9 protein-coding genes and 1 tRNA gene are annotated in these 20,333 nt (G+C 60.2%); 4 read left to right on the top strand and 6 right to left on the bottom strand.

Annotated features, from left to right (window positions below; genetic code table 11):
• The 3 genes from WHJ28_RS16150 to ftsH form a co-directional block, all read right to left on the bottom strand.
• Positions 1–5,627, bottom strand: a 5,627-nt coding sequence (locus WHJ28_RS16150) for a M28 family peptidase (protein ID WP_340043053.1), incomplete at its 3' end; no start/stop codon positions are given.
• A 411-nt stretch (positions 5,628–6,038) separates the two neighbouring features.
• Positions 6,039–6,114: transfer RNA gene (locus WHJ28_RS16145), tRNA-Ala, on the bottom strand.
• 274 nt (positions 6,115–6,388) lie between these two features.
• On the bottom strand, positions 6,389–8,518 hold the full coding sequence (gene ftsH / locus WHJ28_RS16140; RefSeq protein ID WP_340043052.1) for an ATP-dependent zinc metalloprotease FtsH: 2,130 nt from the start codon (positions 8,516–8,518) through the stop codon (positions 6,389–6,391).
• A gap of 204 nt (positions 8,519–8,722) precedes the next feature.
• Here ftsH and rlmB point away from each other — a divergent pair, with 204 nt between their 5' ends.
• Both rlmB and WHJ28_RS16130 read left to right on the top strand, forming a co-directional pair.
• Positions 8,723–9,490 (top strand): 23S rRNA (guanosine(2251)-2'-O)-methyltransferase RlmB, encoded by a 768-nt coding sequence (gene rlmB / locus WHJ28_RS16135; RefSeq protein ID WP_340043051.1) that lies wholly within the window; start codon positions 8,723–8,725, stop codon positions 9,488–9,490.
• Positions 9,491–9,524: 34 nt separating this feature from the next.
• Positions 9,525–11,723, top strand: coding sequence for a hypothetical protein (locus tag WHJ28_RS16130; protein ID WP_340043050.1), 2,199 nt, complete (start codon positions 9,525–9,527; stop codon positions 11,721–11,723).
• 139 nt (positions 11,724–11,862) lie between these two features.
• On the opposite strand, the gene WHJ28_RS16125 is transcribed toward WHJ28_RS16130, so the two are convergent.
• From WHJ28_RS16125 to WHJ28_RS16115, 3 genes are read right to left on the bottom strand one after another with little or no spacing between them, the layout of a single operon-like run.
• Complete coding sequence (locus tag WHJ28_RS16125; protein WP_340043049.1) at positions 11,863–14,388, bottom strand: M56 family metallopeptidase; 2,526 nt, start codon at positions 14,386–14,388, stop codon at positions 11,863–11,865.
• A 17-nt stretch (positions 14,389–14,405) separates the two neighbouring features.
• Positions 14,406–15,896 (bottom strand): M56 family metallopeptidase, encoded by a 1,491-nt coding sequence (locus WHJ28_RS16120; RefSeq protein ID WP_340043048.1) that lies wholly within the window; start codon positions 15,894–15,896, stop codon positions 14,406–14,408.
• A 1-nt stretch (position 15,897) separates the two neighbouring features.
• Positions 15,898–16,278, bottom strand: coding sequence for a BlaI/MecI/CopY family transcriptional regulator (locus tag WHJ28_RS16115; RefSeq protein ID WP_340043047.1), 381 nt, complete (start codon positions 16,276–16,278; stop codon positions 15,898–15,900).
• Positions 16,279–16,541: 263 nt separating this feature from the next.
• Here WHJ28_RS16115 and ppdK point away from each other — a divergent pair, with 263 nt between their 5' ends.
• Positions 16,542–19,184 carry a pyruvate, phosphate dikinase gene (gene ppdK, locus WHJ28_RS16110; RefSeq protein ID WP_340043046.1) on the top strand — a complete coding sequence of 881 codons (2,643 nt, stop codon included), beginning with the start codon at positions 16,542–16,544 and terminating at the stop codon, positions 19,182–19,184.
• 315 nt (positions 19,185–19,499) lie between these two features.
• Positions 19,500–20,222, top strand: a complete 723-nt coding sequence (locus tag WHJ28_RS16105; protein WP_340043045.1) for a ParB/RepB/Spo0J family partition protein — start codon at positions 19,500–19,502, stop codon at positions 20,220–20,222.
• Positions 20,223–20,333 lie beyond the last annotated feature (111 nt).

Here is a 20,333-nt window from a genome sequence, read left to right as displayed (position 1 = left end):
TTCACCTCATTGCCGTTCTTGTCGGTAACGGTGATGGTATCCAGCTTGTAGCCCTCGTCAGGCTTCACAGTCAGGGTAATGGTGAGACCCTTGGAGGCGCGGGTACGGCTGGAGGTCACAGTACCGTTGTCCGCCTTCTCCACGGTGATGGCGTAGGAAGTCGTGCCAGTGGAGCCGCCGGTGGAGGTATCGATGTCCATCCGCTCATCAGAGAGCATCTTGGAATAGATGGTATTGGTTACATAGCGGTAGTCATCCTGCTGATGGGCACGGTTGACAATAGAGTTGGCAAAGACTGTAAGGTCCATGTCACCACGCTGAATGGCAAACGCCTCGGGATAGCCGTCAATGGGGATATTCTCATCATTCAGGCAGCAGCCGGCGATGAAAGCGTCTTTGTCGGCGGCCTGAATCAGCACCTTGGCTCCCTCAGGCAGCTTGGTGATAACGCCGCAGTTATAGGTGTAAGTAACGAAGTCGCCCTCGCTTGCATAACTGGCGGTGGTCAGGCTGTCGGTGGGATAGGTAACGGTGTGCAGAGCCTCCATACCCAGGGTGTCATACTCCAGATCGGTGACCAGGCTGCTCTTGATGAAGTTCAGAGGCGTACTTCCGGTGGCGATATAAGGCGTGCCGTTCTTGACTTTTTCCACAGCCGCCGCACCGGTCTCACCCTGATTGAGGGCCACCGAGCCCACGATCACGTCGGCCTTGGCCGGATCATCGGTGATCTGGAAGCCCAGCTGCTTGGCATAGGCCATCACGTCCTGGGCGGAAGTACCGTTGCCATATACGTTTTTGTAATCCTTAAAGCCGTAGCCCTGAGAGAACCAGTTGGCGTAGTAGCCTTCGGTGATCTTGCCGCTGCTAAACAGATCGTAGCGGCCGGTGAGGAACAGGGTGGGCTGTTCGATCTCATAAGCCACAGGCATGGTGGAGACGCCGGTGGCGGTCAGCGCAAACTGGTCCCGAATGCCCACATAGTCGTTATAGTCCACCACAAAATCGCCCACATAGTCACCCTCGGTGATGAGGCCCACGGGGATATCCTTGGCCAGCATAGCGTTGACGGCCCGGACCGCCTCGTTGCCGCTGTTGGAGATCACAACGATTTGGTCGGACACACCCGCAAATGCGGAAGCAGGCGTAATTGTGGTAATGCCGCTCAGATGGTCCTTAAAGGCGCCCACCTTGGTCACAGGCACGCAGTCAAAGCCCCGCATCTCGGGGAAGTTGGACACGGACTCGGAATAAAGCTCGGGGAAACCGGAGGCCGATGCGTCCGCGCCCCGCCACAGCACGGCATTGGCATAGTTGCGCTTGGCCTGATGCATATCCACCACCAGGGACCCGGCTTTGTAGGTCACGCCGTCCACCGTTACATCCTTGGTGAGCTTGGAGAGCTTCACGCCGTTGTCCAGCAGGAACTGACCCATTTCATAGGCATCGGCCACATCCCGCTGAGAAGCGCCGTCCACAGGAATCACATAGTATTCGGGGAAGTAATTATTGTTCTCCGCATAAGGTACGCGCCAGGTATCCGCTTTCAGCGCCTGGTTGCTGATGTCCACATACCAGGACTGCATATCGGCCCGGTGGTCCTCATTTTCGATGCCCCGGCGGAAGAACTCCAGCTGGTTGAGGTAGATATCCTTCTTGTTGTCCTTCACATAGTTCAGCAGGCCGTACATACCGCTGACAAACAGCTGGGTGGAGGCCTGGTTGGCGCCGGGCGTCTCAATGGTATAGCCCAGGGAACCGCAGTTGAGCATGGCATAGCTGGGACCGTAGTTAGTGCACAGGTCGTCCCAGGCGGACCACTTCATGGTTTTCGGGTCATAGTCGTCCCGCAGGGGGGTGTAATAGGTGCGGAATTTTACATCAAAATTATACTGCTCATCTGTAGTGGCCAAGGCCGACATACCAAAGGCCTCGGCGCCCAGCATAAAGTTCTTGACCAGCAGGTCATACTCCAGGTTGGGCTCATGAGGAGGCGTGCAGGGCTCCACCAGGAACTCAGACATATAGCCATGCAGCTCGGCAAAGACCACAGGGTTCCACTCGTTGATCATCTTGGCCAGGCCGCGGGTCTCGCTCTGGGTCTGGTTGGATGCGTCACGGTTCAGGTCAAAGCCGTTGGAGTTGCGGCGGGTGTTGTAGGTACGGCCGTCGGGGTTCTCGTTGGGGCAGACCACCAAAATCAGGTTGTCCAGCAGCTCGTCCACCGAGTAGGTAATATCCCCGCTGATGTTATAGTACTCGCCGGCGCCATGGATCACATCGTTCTCCCCGGAGCCTCCGGGCAGCAGCTTGCGGGAACCCAGACCGGTAATGCCCAGCTTCACTACATCGGGGGCAAACAGACTCATATCCACTTGCTCACCGCTCTTCAGGCCGGTGAGGGTGTTGTAGGTGATGGTGTCCTCGGTGGCCAGCTCCCACAGCAGGTCCATCTGGGCATCCACACCGGGCATCTCATCGGAGTGGACGTTGTTGATCATAAAGGGTACCCGGTAATCTGTCAGGGTGCCCTCCTCGATCTGTTTCCGGACAGAAGCCGGGTCCGTGATGGCCGCCTGGTTTACCTTCTTGAACGCCTCTACGGAGGCGGCGCTGTCGGACAGCGTCACATAGACCTGGTCGTAACCGGCCTCGCTGGTACCGAAGGTGGTGATCTCAAAGTAGCGGCCCTTTTCCCGCGCCGCGGCCTGGATCTCCTTCAGCTCTTCCATGATGTCGGCATAGCGGCGGTAACTCTCATAGATGTTAAATTTGACAGGTTTATCCAGAGTAGCTACCACTTGATCCCCGTCCTTGACAGAGAAGGTATATGCACCGATAAAGCTGCCGTATACGTTGCGGTAGCTGTCGGAATTGCGCAGCAGGCCGTTTCCACCCACACCGTTCTTATTGTAGAAGAAGGGAGCAGCCGTGTGGAAGGTCAGGTTGATGGTGGCGCTGCCGTCGCCGTCGGTCACCTTGACCTCATCCAGCTGGAAATAGGATGTGCCGTCAGTGCCATTGGAGCCCCAGGTCTTCCAGTTGTTCAGCTGGTCGCCGGTGTACACATAGGGATAGAGCGCACTGTCCTGCTCACTGCCCTCCCGGGTAAGCCACCAGGTCAGGCTCTTGGCCCACTGGGTCCACTCCGTCTCCGTCCACTTGGCAGTCTTATCCGTATCCTGCACAGTGAGGGAGGCATGGAAGACCATGTTATTCTGGTCCATAATCAGATCTGTGTTGTCCAGTGTCAACTCGCCGCCTGCAAATACCTCCTGGGCATTGGCCAGAGCCTTCCGCTCCAGTTCCGCGATGGCAGCCACATAAGAGGTCGTCTCTGCGGGAGCAACCGCAAAGTATTTCTCGCAGCTCTTGACCGCGTCCTGATACCACTTGCCCCAGGCGGAGAGGACTTCCACTTCCTGGGCGTAGGCTTTATCCACATCGCTATTGGTGGTCTCAGCCCAGATCTTATGGGCGGCGGTGTTGTGCTGAGCTTCGCTGGCAAAGCGGGCGTCCGCCGCATCCACCAAGATCTGCATCATATCGTCGGCATACCGGGTGGGATTGGCGGCAAAGTAACCGGCAGCCAGAGAGGTGATGCCCACGCTCTCCATCTCGTCGGCGCTGGCCATGTACAGGGTGTCCACGGTGGTGTGGTACACATAGTCGGTGAAGTGCCAGGTCAGCACGGCGGGCACACCACGCTGCAGGAACTTGGTGTGGTCGCTGCCGCCCTCATAGGGGCACACATCCACTTCAAAGTCATAGCCCAGGGTACTCTTCACCGCGGTGCGGGTGGACTGGGCGGAGGCCATGTACAGATCGTTGATGAAAATACCGCCCAGATCAACAGGGCCAGGGCTGCCAGCGCCCCACAGGGTATGGGAGTCGGGCAGGCGGACAAAGTTGCCGCTGCTGTCGCTGCGGTCCTCATCGTAGTACAGGGGGGCCTCGGGGATGTTGTCCAGGGTGTAGTTATAGTAGGCGGCAGGATCGGGAGCCTTCTCGATGCGCATGGGGCCGCCGGTCTTGGCCGGGTCCTCGCCCACCATGTCCAGGTCGATGCAGCAGATAATGTTCTCGATGTCCTCGGTGTGAGCGTCCAGGTACAGGCTGGAGAAGGACATCTCGTCGCCCCACATAAAGACGATGGTGCGCTGGGGACGGGGAATGACGCCGGCGTCGATGAGCTTCTTCATCTTCACAGCCAGCTCCAGGTTCAGGGCCACACCGGTGGCGTTGTCGTCGCAGCCGGGCTCCTGCACGTGGGCGGCCAGGACCACCCGCTCCTTCTGCAGCTCGGGATCGGAACCCTTGATCTCCGCGATGGCGGTGAGCTGGCCCTGGGCGGCGGGGATATCGGGATCGCTCATGCCGTACATCTCACCCACGGAAGCCACGTTCATCTCCACAGTATAGCCATCATTCAACATGGTACGCAGTGCATTGTACTGGTCGGGAGAGATATTCCACTCCACGATGGGCTTACCAGCCTGCATAGCAGCCTGATTCGCGGTGGAACCGGCGCCGCCGGCAAAGCGGGCGGAGTTGGTGTACCACTCGTTCTTGCCGTCGTACCACTGCTCGTACCAGTTCTTCATCTCGCCTTCCGGACCAAACCAGTTGTCCTCCTCGACGGGGTTGCTGTAGTTGTCCAGAGAGGCGGTAGTCATCACGGAGATGGCGCCCACTTCCTGAGCAAAGGTGAAGTTGCGGCTGTTGGAGGAGTCGCACAGCAGCACCTTGCCGGCCAGCACGCTCTTGTCGCCGTCGTAGTTGCTCACGTTGCCCACATACACCACTTCGCCGGTCTGGCCCTTGGCCAGCTCGCTAACGTTGCCCGGATCTTTCCGGATGGCGGCCAGCTCGTCGGCGGTGACGTTGAAGCTGGTGTTGGTGGCCAGGTGGGCACGCTCATTCAGGTGAGCCTCCTCGCCCCGGGCGGCACCGGGCAGCTTCCCCTCGGGGAATACCTTGGTGCGGTTGCCGGAGCCGTCCTTCTGGTTGATCCAGCCGGACATGGCCTTGATAAAGCCGTCATCGTCGCCCACGGTGGCGTTCAGGCCGTATTTCTCAATGTAGTGAGCCTGATAGACATCACTGGTGGGGTCATAGGAGAAGGACTCCACATCCACGACCTCCTTCAGGCCGTAGATCTTGCCCTCGGTAATCTCCTGACCGTCCTTCTTAATGGAGGTGATCTCCATTCGGGCATACTCAGGCGCCCACACCAGAGAGGAGGACTTATCATGCTGGACCCAGAATTGGTCGCCGTTGCTATAGTCGTGGGTCCAGTCGGTAAATCCGTCTCCGGTGTAGGAGTCCTTCATGTCTTTATAACCGGCGGCAATGATGGTGTCGCCGATAAAGTCGTTGATCACATAATTCTGCCAGGGGCCGCCGGTGGTACGCCACCCCAGGAACACGGTTCCCAGGTAATCAAAGGCGGACTCGCCGTCGACACCGTTTTCGCCGCTCAAAAGCTCAACGATAGCATCCAGATCTTCAGGGTAGGTTTGGGTAGGTTCTTTGGCCGACGCGGGCATGATCATCAGGGAGAGAAGCATGGAAAATGCCAACAGCAGTGACAAAACTGAGCGGGAGCGTTTCTGACGTTGTCGCATTTATGGTTCCTCCTTATTCAATTACTTGTCTTTTTGCGCGCGGGCACGATACCGCACATAAAATCTACCCCTATCCTCCTTCCTCTTTAAAAGATCCGGTACCGTTTGAAAGCACTGCTCCACGTGGATCTGTCATCTTATATCACGCGCCAGTTCTTCCAGATATATTTAAAGTATACTATGGGTTTCAGAATACTACAATACGGACAAACTACCCAAAGTTAAGTCCGTCTAAATTGTGCATAACATCGAATAGCTTGCTTTTTTCTATATTTGGAAGCAGCAATCTCTTTTTATGTTATTCTGCAAAACCATGCAATTCCTGCTTTCATTTTTCAGACTTCATGCACTCCTCCAAACGCCTATGGCGGACAAACAAAAAAGACTTGAAACCGAAGTTTCAAGTCTTTTTGGTGGAGATAAGCGGGATCGAACCGCTGACCTCTTGAATGCCATTCAAGCGCTCTCCCAGCTGAGCTATACCCCCATATTCACTTTGTCCTGGTCGGGCCGACCGAACGAATTGTATTTTAGCACGTGTCCCCCGCTCTGTCAACTCTTTTTTTCATTTTTCTCAAATTTTTTAGTGCAGGGTCCTGTCAGCCGGACCAGTAGGGATCCTGAGATATTTTCCCGGTTGGATCATACAGAATGTGTCTTTTCGCTCCGCCCGGATGGCATTTGAGCACTGGTGGAAAAAGGGGCAGTCTGTCCAACCATAAAAACCCGGGCGCGCCATGACGGCGCGCCCGGATTTTCTTTTATTCTTCTGTTGTCTTGTCCTCAGAGGACTGATCCGCCTGGGACGGGGCGGAGGGCTCCTCCTGGCCGCCCCACAGGGGAATGGACTGGGGGTTCTCCTCCAGCTTGTTCTTCTCCTGCTCCCGCTTCTCGGCCTCGGCATACTGGTCGGCCAGAGCGGGGTCCCGCCCTTCCAAAATGGCTACCATCTCGGCGCCGGTAATGGTCTCCTTTTCCAGCAGGTAGGCCACCACCTTATCCATGTCCTCCCGGCTCTCGGAGAGGATCTCGGTGGCCTTCTTGTAGCAGGAGTCGATGATGCTGCGCACCGCCTGATCCATGGCCGCGGCGGTATCGTCGGCGCAGTCCAGGCCGTAGCCGCCGTCCAGATACTGGTTGCGGCGGGAGGCCAGGGCCATCATGCCGAACTCCTCGCTCATACCGAACATGGCCACCATATTGCGGGCGATGCTGGTGGCATCCTGGATATCCTGAGCGGCGCCGTTGGTCATGGTGTGCATCACCAGCTCCTCCGCCACACGGCCGCCCATGGAGACGCAGATCTGGGCCAGCAGCTCGTCCTTGGTGTGGAGGTTCTTGTCCTCCTCCGGCAGGTGGAGGGTGTAACCCAGGGCGCCCTGGGTGTGGGGAACGATGGTGATCTTGCTCACCGGCTCGGCGTGCTTCTGCCGGTAGGCCACCATGGCATGGCCCACCTCGTGGTAGGCCACCAGCTTCTTCTCAAACTCGCTGAGGACGCTGCCCTTCTTCTCCGCGCCGGCAATGACCAGCTCGAAGGCGGTGAGCAGGTCCTGCTGGTTGACCGCCTTGCGGCCCAGACGGACCGCCCGGAGGGCAGCCTCGTTGACCAGGTTGGCCAGGTCCGCGCCCACGGCGCCGGCGGTGGCCAGAGCCACCTTCTTCAGGTCCACGTCCTCCGCCAGCTTGATCTTGCGGGTATGGACCTGGAGGGTAGCCAGACGGCCGGCCAGATTGGGCCGGTCCACGGTAATGCGCCGGTCAAAACGGCCGGGCCGCAGCAGGGCCTGGTCCAGCACCTCGGGTCGGTTGGTGGCGGCCAGCAGGATGACGCCCTTGGTGGGGTCGAAGCCGTCCATCTCGGCCAGCAGCTGGTTCAGGGTCTGCTCCCGCTCGTCATTGCCGCCCATGCGGTTGTCGCGGGATTTACCGATGGTGTCGATCTCATCAATGAACACGATACAGGGGGCCATCTTGTTGGCCTCCTTAAACAGGTCGCGGACACGGGCGGCGCCCATACCCACGAACATCTCCACAAAGTCGGAACCGGAGATGGAGAAGAAGGGCACGTTGGCCTCTCCGGCCACGGCCTTGGCCAGCAGGGTCTTACCGGTACCGGGAGGGCCCACCAGCAGAGCGCCCTTGGGCAGCTTGGCGCCGATCTCGGTATACTTCTGGGGATTGTGGAGGAAATCGATGATCTCCACCAGGGACTCCTTGGCCTCGTCCTGACCGGCCACATCCTTGAAGGTAACGCCGGTCTTTTTCTCCACATAAACCTTGGCGTTGGACTTGCCCAGGTTGCCCAGACCGCCGCCCATCTTGCCCGCCATGTTGCGGAACAGAAAGGAAAACAGGAACACCATCACCACCATGGGCAGCACCCAGGAGATGAGCATGGAGACGATGGGGTTAAGCTCCTCCACATACTCGGGGCCGAATCTGGTGACGCCGTGCTCCTCCAGCAGATCAATCAGCCCATCATCCCGCACCCCCGCCTGGGTAATGGGCGCGCAGAAATATGTGGTCTTGTTCTTGTCCCACTGGGAGGGGGGCGGCACAATGGTCTCCTCCTGCTCCCCGGTGAGTCCGGCGGCGGTGGCGGTCTTGGTGATCTTGCCGTTGGCGTCCACCGACACGCCGTCTTTTAAATAGATGGTATATTTATGGGAGTCCATCAGCACCCCGGCCACACAGTCCTCCTTGACCAGCTCCCGAAACACGCCGTAGCTGATCTCCACTGAGTTGGCCTGGCGGAACAGAGAGGTGGCGTAATTGACCAGCACCGTCAGCACCAGGGCCCACAGGATAATGGACACAATGGCGGTGATATTGCGCTTGTTATTGCCTCCGCCCTTTCCGCGGTTGTTGTTTTGGTGATCGAAATTCAAGAAGACGCCTCCTTGCGTACATTCATTCCAACCGGAAAGTAATTATAGTTATAGCACACGCCCCCTCAAAAAACAAGAAAGGGAAAGCCGAAAGCTGTAAACTTTCTATGAAAGCGGCCGGGTCCAAAGGGGCAATTTTTATCTTTTTCTGCGGCGGGTCTTGTGGTATACTGGTAGCGATCAACAAGAAAGGCGGAACCAATTATGAAGGAGCGCAGACCGGCCCCTCAGGCCGAGGCAGACGGCATCATCGAGGGGCGCAACGCCGTCACTGAGGCCCTGCGGGCGGGCACGCCCATTGACAAGATTTTTCTGGCCCGGGGAGAGACCGACTCTGCCCTCGCCCACATTGCCGCCGCCGCCCGGGACAAGGGCATCGTGGTGGTGGAGTGCGACCGGAAAAAGCTGGACTTTATGAGCCGCACCCACTCCCACCAGGGGGTCATCGCCCAGGCCGCGGTGCGGGAATACGCCAGCGTGGACGATATTTTAAACGCCGCCCGGGAGAAGGGGGAACCCCCTCTCATCGTGGTGTGCGACGAGCTTTCCGACCCCCATAACCTGGGTGCGGTGATCCGCACCGCCGAGTGTGCCGGAGCCCACGGCGTCATTATCCCCAAGCGCCGCTCGGCGGGCCTGACGGCGGTGGTGGCCAAGACCTCCGCCGGCGCGGTGAGCCACATTCCCGTGGCCCGGGTGCCCAACCTGCCCGCCCTGCTCAAAGAGCTGAAGGATGAGGGCGTGTGGGTGTTCGGCACCGCCGCCGACGGGGACCGGCTGCTCTATGACGCCGACCTGAAGGGCCCCGCCGCCATCGTCATCGGCAGCGAGGGGGACGGCATGGGCCGTCTGGTGTCCGAGACCTGCGATTTCCTGGTCCGCATCCCCATGAATGGCAAGCTCAACTCCCTCAACGCCAGCGCCGCCGCCGCCATCCTGCTGTACGAGGCCGTGCGGCAGCGGATGGGCTGACAACCACTGAACTGTAAAAAAGGAGCACGTTCCCATGGCAAAAGACCGGGATGACGAATTGAATCAGGATCTGCCCGGCGGGGACGAGTTCTCCCTGGAATCCATTCTGGCGGAATTTGGCGGCGGGCAGAAAAAGAAAAAGCCAGACGAGGAGGATACCATTCCCTTCCCCGTGGTGCCCAAAAGCCAGCGTCCCTCCTCCCCCTCCAAAAAGCCGGGGCGGGTGCTCACCTTCCCCGACGGCGGTCAGGAGCAGGTACAGAAGGAGTCCCGCGCCGCCGCCACACGGCCGCCGCCGGTGGAGAAGGCCGCCCCGCCCAAGCCGGAGTCCACCCCACAGAAACCGTCCAAAGCCCCTCCGGCGGAGGACAATGTGCTGGACTTTCCAGAGGAGGCCGCCGGACCGGAGGAAAGCGCCCTGACTCAGGGTATCAACCGCCTGCTGAAAAAGGCGGACGACTATGCTGAGCATATGTTTGAAGAGGAGGGCGTAGAGGACGACACAGCGGTACGCCGGGCGGAGGAATTTATCCCCGGCACCGACGAGGAGGAGGAGCCCTCCTCCCGCCGCCGGGAGCGCAAGCCCCGGAGGGAGCCGCCCCCCGCCCCCGATCTGCCCCCGGCGGATCTGGCCAAACGGTACGGCAAGGGCCTCAAGGGACTGCGGCTGCGGTCCACCCTGGTCCTCCTGCTCTTCCTGCCCGCCCTCTATCTGACTCTGGAGGTTTTTCCCCATCCCCAGGCCCTTACACCGGAACTGCGGGTGCTGGCCCTGGCCGGGGTCCAGGTGCTGGCCATGCTGCTGGGGCTGGATGTCCTTTTCCGGGGCCTGTTCGGCCTGCTGCGGCTGGAGTTTGGCATGGACACTCTGCTGCTCTTCGCCTCCGCCGCCACCCTGGCCGACGCCCTTACCATGTTCAAGCTGGACCCCCGGGAGGGCCAGATGCCCTACTGCGCCGCCATTGTGCTGGGCATCTCCCTGCTGCTGCGGGGCACCTACCGAAAGCGGCGGGGCCTGCGGCTGGCCTGTAAGACGGCGGCTGCCGCCTCCCACCCCTATCTGGTCACCCTGGATGAGGGCAAGTGGAACGGCCGGGACACCTACGCCAAGTGGTCTGGAGATGCGGTGGGCTTTGGCCGGCAGATGCAGGCCAGCGACGGCGCTCAGCGCATCTTCCGGCGGATCTGCCCCCTGCTGTTTATCGCCAGCCTGCTGCTGAGCATTGTGGCCTCCATCGGCCGGGGCGCACCGGAGCGGCTGCTGTGGTGCCTGTCCGCCACCCTCACCGCCTCGGCCTCCCTGTCGGGGGCTCTGTGCTTTGGGCAGCCCTGGCTCACCCTGTGTCAGCGGCTGAGCAAATCGGGGGCCGCCATCGCCGGTTGGGACGGCGTCACCGCCACCGGCGGCAGCGGCATCCTGGTCACCGACTTCGACCTGTTCCCCCCGGGATGCGTCTCCCTCAACGGCATCAAGATCTTCGGCGACTTCCCGGCGGAAAAGGTGGTGGCCGACACCGCCACCCTCATCCGGGAATCGGGCTGCGGCCTGGACAAGCCCTTCCACGACCTGCTCCGCTCACAGGGGGCCATTTACCGCAGGGTATCCAACTTCTTCTGTTATGAAGGCGGCCTGTCCGGTGTCATCCGCAATGAGCAGGTGCTGGTTGGCTCCGCCGACTTCATGCGGCTGATGGAGATCGCCCTGCCCCCAGGCCTTCATGTGAAGAACGCCGTGTTCTGCGCCATTGACGGGGAGCTGGCGGGCATTTTCGCCCTCAACTACACCCTCCACGGCACGGTGGACCCGGCTCTCACCAGTCTGATCCGCAACCGGGTGTCCCCGGTGATGGCCACCCGGGACTTCAACCTGATCCCCGCCATGCTCCGCCAGCGGTTCAAGCTGCCGGTGGACCGGATGGAGTACCCTTCTGTGGAGCGGCGGATGGAGCTGTCCGACGAGGACCAGCTCCACAGCGACATCCTCACCGCCGTCCTCTGCCGGGAGGGCATCAGGCCCTATTCCGAGGCGGTGGTGGGCGCCGCCCGGCTCCGCCGGGCCGTCCGCACCTCAGCGGTGCTGGCCAGCCTGGGGGCGGTGGTGGGCCTGATTCTGGCCTTCTACCTCACCTTTGTGGGGGCCTACGCCTCCCTGTCGGCCTCCAACCTGCTGGTGTTCCTCATCATGTGGCTGGTGCCTACCCCCCTGATCTCGGGGATGGTCAATAAATATTAAGTCAAAAAGATCCCCTGCCAGCAGGCAGGGGATCTTTTTGACTATTGGGCTGCAGGGGCCGATGCCCACATCGGCCCGCCGGGTACGTCCGGGGTCATGCGGCGACCGTAAAGGTCGCCCCTACAGGCAGCGCGTCCGGTCAATATCCTCCGTCGATGACCACCCAGGGGGAGTCCTTATCCTCCCGCTGGAGGATGAACTGATAGTCGGTGTAGGTGGTGTTGGGGTCCAGCACCGGCTGGTTGCCGTCGGTGGTAAAGCTTACAAAGAGGACGATCACATTGTTGATCCGCTCCGGGTCATCGGTGTGGAGATAGTCCGCCGCCACCGCATAGGACTGCTGGGGATCATAGTACGAACTTTCCAGGGTACACCCCGCCATCCCGGTCTCAAAGCGCTGTACCACCGTCTTATAGGCCTGGTCATACTCCTCCATGGAGTAACTGTGGAAGGGCGGCGGATTTTTCAGAGCCAGCCAATCCTGGCAGGCGCTGTACATGATCTCATAGGGGCTGGGGGCGTCGTAGTCGTAGGCATAGGCATACCAGCTGGTCTCCCCGTCCCGGGCGATGCCTACCAGTCCGCCCTCCTCCAGGAAGATCAGGCTGTCGCCGTTTTGGTCGGTGCAGGTCACCGCCTTGCCGTTGAGGGCGGCGGGGGCCTGAGCCTTCACCCACACCCGCACCCACAGCTGGATGCTGCTGTCGATGACGCCGTAGGTCTCCACATCCGTCTCCTGTCCGTTTTTATAGGTCAGGGTCCGGGCGGGGCTGCTGCCGGCCATGATGGATTCCATCTCCCGGCCATAGATGTTCCAGGCCGGGTCCCCCTCCACCAGCTCCACATGGCCGGCACCCACGTTGTAGCCCTGCTCGTTCAGCCATTCCTTGGCGGCGGAGAGGGGGTCCAGGAGACCGTTTGTATGGCCCCCGTCCGCCTGCTGCTGGAGCTGGGTGTAGTAGTCCGCCGCCGTGGTGCCGGTGTCCCGGGGGAGCACCAGATAGCGGGTACCGTAGTTGTTGTCCACCCAGCCCTCCACGCACCAGATGCCGCCCTTCCCCTGTTTGATGGGCTGGGAGAGAAGCAGGGTGATGGACTCGCCCCAGTTTTCCGTGCGGAAGTAGACGTAGCGGTGATCGCTCTCCCACACATAGCCGTCGTGGAAGTACATACTGTCGTCGTAGGCCTCCAGGCCGTTGCGGGCACAGAAGTCGGGGCGCACCTCCTGGGGCAGGCGCTTATTCAGGTTCATCCACTCCGCCTCCTCCGCCTGCATCACCGCTTCGTCCTGGGAATTGCTGTAGAAGCGCACATCGCTGGCCGTCAGCCACACATAGTACCAGCCGTCCCGATAGCCAAAGGGCGTCACCCCGCTGCCGTCGGAGATGAGGTACTGTTCATAGGTGGCCTGATCCCACCGGACCAGGGTAAAGAGCCACCCCATGTCGGTGTCGCCGCCACCCGCCGCCTCATAGCTGCGCTTTTCCCACACGCAGACCAGGAAGTCCTCTCCCTCCTCGGGCAGCTCCACCAGCAGCTTGCTGTCCAGGTCGCTGGGAATAGCCAGCTGGAGGTCGTAGTCCAGGTCGTACAGCACCGGGTCCTCCAGCAGAGCGCTCAGGTCGGGGGTGGGCTCCGGGCTGGAGCTGGGGGCCGCCCCGCTGATGGCGGCGCAGCCGGTCAAAGCAATGGCCAGAGCCAGGGTGGCCGCCAGGGCGGCGGGCCCCTGCCGCTTTCCTTTCATAATGGACACCAGCCTTTCTTTCAGTCGTGCCTTTTCCTCGCACAGGGTGGTGGCCAGTACCCCCATGCCTCTGGGGGGCCGGGCGGCCAGAGTCAGCAGGGTCTCGGCGTAGTGCTTCCGGGCTGCACCGTCCATGGCCCGGGTCACCGCCTCGTCACAGGAGAGCTCGCAGGAGCGGGAGATCTCCCGCCGCACCACCACCATCAGGGGATTGAACCAGTGGAGGCTGGTCACCGCCGCCGCCAGCCATTTGTAGAGCAGATCGTGCCGCCGGGCATGGGTCAGCTCATGGGACAGGATATCCGCCAGACGGCCGTTTTCCACCCCCACAGGCAGCACAATGGCAGGATGTACCGCCCCCAACAGCATGGGGGTGTGGACATACGGGCATTCCAGCAAGGCCACCCGCCTGCCGGGAGCCAGCCCGGCCAGCACATTCCGGGCCGCTTGACCGGCGGGGCGGGCAGAGGAACGCACCAGAGCGGCAAAGCGCCGGTAGCCCCACACATACCGCCCCAGCCACAGGGCCGCCCCCACGGCCCACAGGCCAAACCACAGTTCAGGGGCGGTGAGCATTTCCTTCCAGTCTGCCGCCGGAGCGGCAGGCTGCTCCGGTGTGCCGGGATTTTCAGGGGCGGCGGGGCCTGTGGGTTCCCCGGTCTGGCCCTGGATCGGGAGCGGGTCAGTCTGACCGTTGAGGGAGACCTCCGTCTGGGTGTGGGCCTGGTAGGTCCCCTGCTCCGGCAGGGCGGGCAGCGGAAGGGTCACTCCCACCGGCAAAACAAGCCGCACCAGCACCAACAGCCACAGATAGTAGGCCGCCGCCTTGCTTTTGATGAGGGGCCGGACCAACAACAGCAGCCCGGTGAGCAGCGAACCCAGCACGCTCAGCTTTAGCAGGGTATACAGAAAGGATGTCATAGAAAGCACCCCTTTTCTCAGCGTTTCAGGAAGTAGTCCACAGGGCAGGTCTCATGGGTAAAATACCAAAAATCCGCGCCGTTCTCCGCCCCGGCGCCGCTGATCCGCAGGGTATAGCTCTGCTCCGCCTCCGGCAGTTCAAAGACCACCATCTGGTAGGAGGACAGCCCCGCCTTCCAGATTACAGAATTGCCGTCGGCGTCATACAGGGCCACATGGACACCGGGCAAACTACTGGGGAGGTTTCCCTCCACCCCGAAGGCCACATAGTTGGCCTCTTCCGGAAAAATGGAGCCACCCACCGTCACACCACCCTGACCGCTGCCGTCTGCCTTGGGGGCAAAGACATATCCAAGCCAGCTCTCCTCCGGCTCCAGCGACAGATCACTGGCCGCCCCATTCAGCAAATGGGAGAGCTGGGCCATCTGTTCCCGGTCCAGCTCCAGGGTCCAGCCCTGCACCTGGTCGGTGGTCTGGAACCGCTCCACCAGATTCCCAGTCCCGGCGGCTGCCGCTCCATTCACCACCGCACAGCCCATCAGCGCAACGGACAGCAGCACCGTCACCGCCAAAGCGGCAGGTCCCTGTTTCTTTCCCATCATAATCAGCACCAGCCTTTCTTTCATCTGTTCCTTTTTCTCGCACAGGGTCGTAGCCAGCACCCCCATACCTCTGGGGGGCCGGGCGGCCAGAGTCAGCAGAGTCTCGGCGTAGTGCTTTCGGGCGGGGCCGTCCATGAACCGGGTCACCGCCTCGTCACAGGAGAGTTCACAGGCCCGGGAGATTTCCCGCCGCACCACCACCATCAAAGGATTGAACCAGTGGAGGCTGCTCACCGCCGCCGCCAGCCATTTATAGAGCAGATCGTGCCGCCGGGCATGGGTCAGCTCGTGGGCCAGAATATCCGTCAGGCGGTGGGCCTCCACACCCAGGGGCAGCACAATGGCGGGATGGATCGCCCCCAGCAGCATGGGGGTGTGGACATACGGGCATTCCAGCAAGGCCACCCGCCTGCCAGGAGCCAGCCCGGCCAGCACATTCCGGGCCGCTTGACCGGCGGGGCGGGCGGATGCACACACCAGAGAAACAAAGCGCCGGTAGCCCCACACATACCGTCCCAGCCACAGGGCCGCACCCACGGCCCACAGGCCGAGCCACAGTTCGGGGTCGGTGAGCACTCCCTTCCAATCCACTACCGGAGCCCGCTGAGGCTGCGGGGCAATCTCGGGAGCCACAGGGGTCCCGCTTTCCCCCTGGGACTGGACGGGAGTAGTCTGAACGCCTCCGTCGGGCGCCGCCATCTGAGTCTGGATCTGGACCAGCTCCTCCGGCTGGGCAGGCAGGGAGATGGTCATCCCCATCGGCACAATCAGTCGCACCAGCACCAGCAGCCACAGGTAGTAGGCCACCGCCTTGCTCTTGATAAGGGGCCGGGCCAACAGCAGCAAGCCGGTGAGCACAGAACCCAGTATGCTCAGCGTAAGCAGGGTGTGCAGAAAAGCCGCCATGTCAGCGCGCCTCTTCTCTGCCCAGGCCGTCCAGCAGGGCCCGCAGCTCCGCGATATCCTCCCCGGACAGCTGGTCATGCTCCACCAGGGCGGCCACCATCTGCCGGGCCGATCCGGCATACAGCTTATCGATGAGCTTTCGGGTGCGGTAGCAGCCCAGCTCCGCCCGGCTCACCAGAGGCCGGTAGTAGTAGACCTGCCGCTTCTCCTGGGCCGCCGCCCCCTTGGCGCATAGCCTTCGCAGCAGGGTCTTGACCGTCTCCCCGTTCCGGTCCGCCAGAACTTCCCTGATCCGCCCCAGGGTCACCGGCTCCCCGGCGGCCCACAGCACCTCCATCACCTCCAGCTCCGCCTCGGTGATCTTCTCTTCCGCGGCACCCATGGCGTCTCCTCCTTTCGGTTACAGTTGTACCTTTCACCTTTAGGGTACAACTGTAACCTACTTTTGTCAAGGCCGCTGAGGTTACAGTTTTATGACAGATCATGCCATGTCCTCCAAAATACGAAAATTATTTTCATACCGTATGGTTTGGTGAAAATTGGCACATAAACCCGTCCGGCCCTTGCATTTGTTTGTCAAAATGGTATAATATGACCCAGTGATCGGTTCCGCTCCAGGCGGGACAAACTTAGGAGGAATGTGAAATGGGCAATTCTCACAAGTACGTCTACTTGTTCTCCGAAGGCAACGGCTCCATGCGGGAGCTGCTGGGAGGCAAGGGCGCCAACCTGGCTGAAATGACCAATCTGGGTATGCCGGTGCCTCAGGGCTTTACCGTCACCACCGAGGCCTGCACCCAGTATTATAATGACGGCCGTCAGATCAATGCCGACATCCAGGCCCAGATCTATGAATACCTGGGCAAGATGGAGGAGATCTGCGGCAAAAAGTTTGCCGATCCCGAGAATCCCCTGCTGGTTTCCGTCCGCTCCGGCGCCCGGGCCTCCATGCCTGGTATGATGGACACCATCCTCAATCTGGGCCTCAACGACGTGGTGGTGGAGGGCCTGGCCAAGTTCACCAACAATCCCCGCTTCGCCTACGACTCCTACCGCCGGTTCATCCAGATGTTCTCCGACGTGGTTATGGAGCTGTCCAAGAAGCGCTTTGAGGAGATCATCGACGAGGTCAAGGCCAGGAAAGGCGTCAAACTGGACGTGGAGCTGGACACCGACGACATGAAGCAGCTGGTGGTCCTCTTCAAGGAGTTTTACAAGAAGGAAAAGGGCGAGGACTTCCCTCAGGACCCCAAGGTCCAGCTGATGGAGGCCGTCAAGGCCGTGTTCCGCTCCTGGGACAACCCCCGCGCCAACGTGTACCGCCGTATGAACGAGATCCCCTACGACTGGGGCACCGCCGTCAACGTGCAGTCCATGGTGTTCGGTAACTCCGGCGACAACTCTGGCACCGGCGTGGCCTTTACCCGCAACCCCGCCACCGGTGAGAAGGCCCTCTTCGGCGAGTACCTCATCAACGCCCAGGGCGAGGACGTGGTGGCCGGCGTACGTACTCCCTCCCCCATCTCCAAGCTCCATGAGGAGATGCCCGCTGTCTACGAGCAGTTTGCCGACATCGCCAACCGCCTGGAGCAGCACTACAAAGATATGCAGGACATGGAGTTTACCATCGAGAATGGGAAACTGTACATGCTTCAGACCCGCAACGGCAAGCGCACCGCCGCCGCCGCCCTGAAGGTGGCCGTGGACCTGGTGGACGAGGGCATGATCGACGAGAAGGAGGCCGTGTGCCGGGTCGATCCCAAGCAGCTGGACGCCCTGCTCCACCCCACCTTCGATCCCGAGGCCCTGAAGAAGGCCGCCGTCATCGGCAAGGGCCTGGCCGCCTCTCCCGGCGCCGCCTGCGGCCGGGTGGTCTTTACCGCCGAGGACGCCAAGCAGTGGCACGACCGGGGCGAGAAGGTCATCCTGGTCCGTCTGGAGACCTCCCCCGAGGATATCGAGGGTATGCAGGTCTCCCAGGGCATCCTCACCGTCCGGGGCGGCATGACCTCCCACGCCGCCGTGGTGGCCCGGGGCATGGGCACCTGCTGCGTGTCCGGCTGCGGCGACATCGTGGTGGACTATGAGGGCAAGAAGTTTACCCTGGCCGGCAAGGAATACCACGAGGGCGACTGGATCAGCCTGGACGGCTCCACCGGCAACATCTACGGCGAGGCCATTGCCACCGTGCCCGCCGATCCCGGCTCCGGCTACTTCGGCCGCCTGATGGGCTGGGCCGACAAGTACCGCCAGCTCAAGGTGTACACCAACGCCGACAATCCCCACGACGCCGCCCAGGGCTTTGCCTTTGGTGCTCAGGGCATCGGCCTGTGCCGCACCGAGCATATGTTCTTCGAGGGCGAGCGCATCAAGGCCATCCGCGAGATGATCGTCTCCGACAATGTGGCCGACCGCGAGAAGGCCCTGGCCAAGATCATGCCCTATCAGCAGGGCGACTTTGAGGGCATCTATGAGGCCATGCAGGGCCACCCCGTGGTCATCCGCTTCCTGGATCCCCCGCTGCATGAGTTCCTCCCCACCAAGGAGGAGGACATCGTGGAGATTTCCAAGGAGATGAACATCCCCCTGGAGAAGCTCCACAACGTCATCGATTCCCTCCACGAGTTCAACCCCATGATGGGTCACCGGGGCTGCCGTCTGGCGGTTGCCTATCCTGAGATCGCCGCCATGCAGACCACCGCCGTCATCAACGCCGCCATCAACGTCCAGAAGAAGCACCCCGACTGGACCATGGTACCCGAGATCATGATCCCCCTGGTGGGCGAGGTCAAGGAGCTCAAGTACGTCAAGGACGTGGTGGTCAAAACCGCCGACGCCATCATCGCCGCCGCCGGTATCGGCATGAAGTATGAGGTTGGCACCATGATCGAGATCCCCCGCGCCGCCCTCACCGCCGATGAGATCGCCCAGGAGGCGGAGTTCTTCTCCTTCGGCACCAACGACCTGACTCAGATGACCTTCGGCTTCTCCCGCGACGATGCCGGCAAGTTCCTGAACTATTATTACGATAAGAAGATCTACGAGTCCGATCCCTTCGCCCACCTGGACCAGAACGGCGTGGGCAAGCTGGTGGCCATGGCCGCCAAGCTGGGCCGTGAGACCCGTCCCAATATCCATCTTGGTATCTGCGGCGAGCACGGCGGCGACCCCACTTCCGTGGAGTTCTGCCACAAGGTGGGCCTGGACTATGTGTCCTGCTCCCCCTTCCGGGTGCCCATCGCCCGTCTGGCCGCCGCTCAGGCTGCTATCAAGAACCCCCGCAAGTAAGAGTTCTGTCATTCACCATTGGATTTGATGAAGCACAAACCTTCTATAAATCCCATGGATACGGCATAAAACCGTCAAAATGGCATGATTTAACCGTGGAGGTTTATATCTAATCGCCAAAACCCCCGTACATTCCCAATTGGGCAATGTGCGGGGGTTTTTTATTGTTATTTTGGGCTGTTTGTACAAATCTAAACGGGAACGCAAAAATGTATTCTGATTTCAAAAATACATTTTGTCCATGCTCGCTGCTATTTTCACAGCAGCCAGTTCCGTAATTTTGGACGAATTCAGCTTTCAGTAAAGGGGGCCATTATGGGACGAGACGATCAAAGGCAAGCAGTAAAAAACATTCCCTTGGAACAACTGAAGCCATTTAAGAATCATCCCTTTCAGGTACGAGACGATGAGGAATTTCGGCGTCTTGTTGAGAGCATTGAAATTCACGGTGTAATTCATCCAGCGGTGGCTCGCCAGATTGGTGAGGAATGCTATGAACTAATTTCTGGTCATCGACGCAAAGCGGCTTGTGAAGTATTGGGTTACTCTGAGATGCCTGTTTTAGTCCGGTCTATGACGGATGATGAGGCAGTTGTAAACATGGTAGATGCAAACCTTCAGCGTGAGACGATTCTCCCAAGTGAAAGAGCCTTTGCATACAAAATGAAGTTGGCAGCTATGAGCCATCAGGGGCGTAAAGGATTTACTTCCGCCCAACTTGGGCGGAAGTGTGTCGGAAAAGAATCCAGAGAGTTAATTGCTGAACAAGTCGGTCAAAGTCGCAACCAAATTTCTCGCTATATCCGTCTTACTGAATTAATACCAGAAATTCTTGAAATGGTTGATAATCGAAAAATCGCATTGAATCCAGCTGTATCTATTTCCTACTTGGACAAGAAGCAACAAAAGCTACTATATAAGGTGATGGTAGCACTAAAAGCAACCCCATCTATTTCTCAGGCAAAAGCCATCCGAGAAAAGGCCAGTGAATCAGACTTCACAGAAGATTACTTGGTTTCTATCTTATCGAGACATTAAGGTCAAAAGGGGGTGTGACACAATACTTCAGGTTTGATATAATGTAGATAAAAACAGGGTGGTGGCGGAAGATGTCATACAGGGCCAACGGAAGCCAGCAGTTGTCCATAT

It is taken from the genome of Flavonifractor porci, from assembly GCF_037572415.1.
Classification (GTDB): domain Bacteria; phylum Bacillota; class Clostridia; order Oscillospirales; family Oscillospiraceae; genus Flavonifractor; species Flavonifractor porci.
The sequence above is the reverse complement of the archived record's forward strand: the minus strand, read 5'-3'. Positions and strand labels throughout refer to the sequence as shown.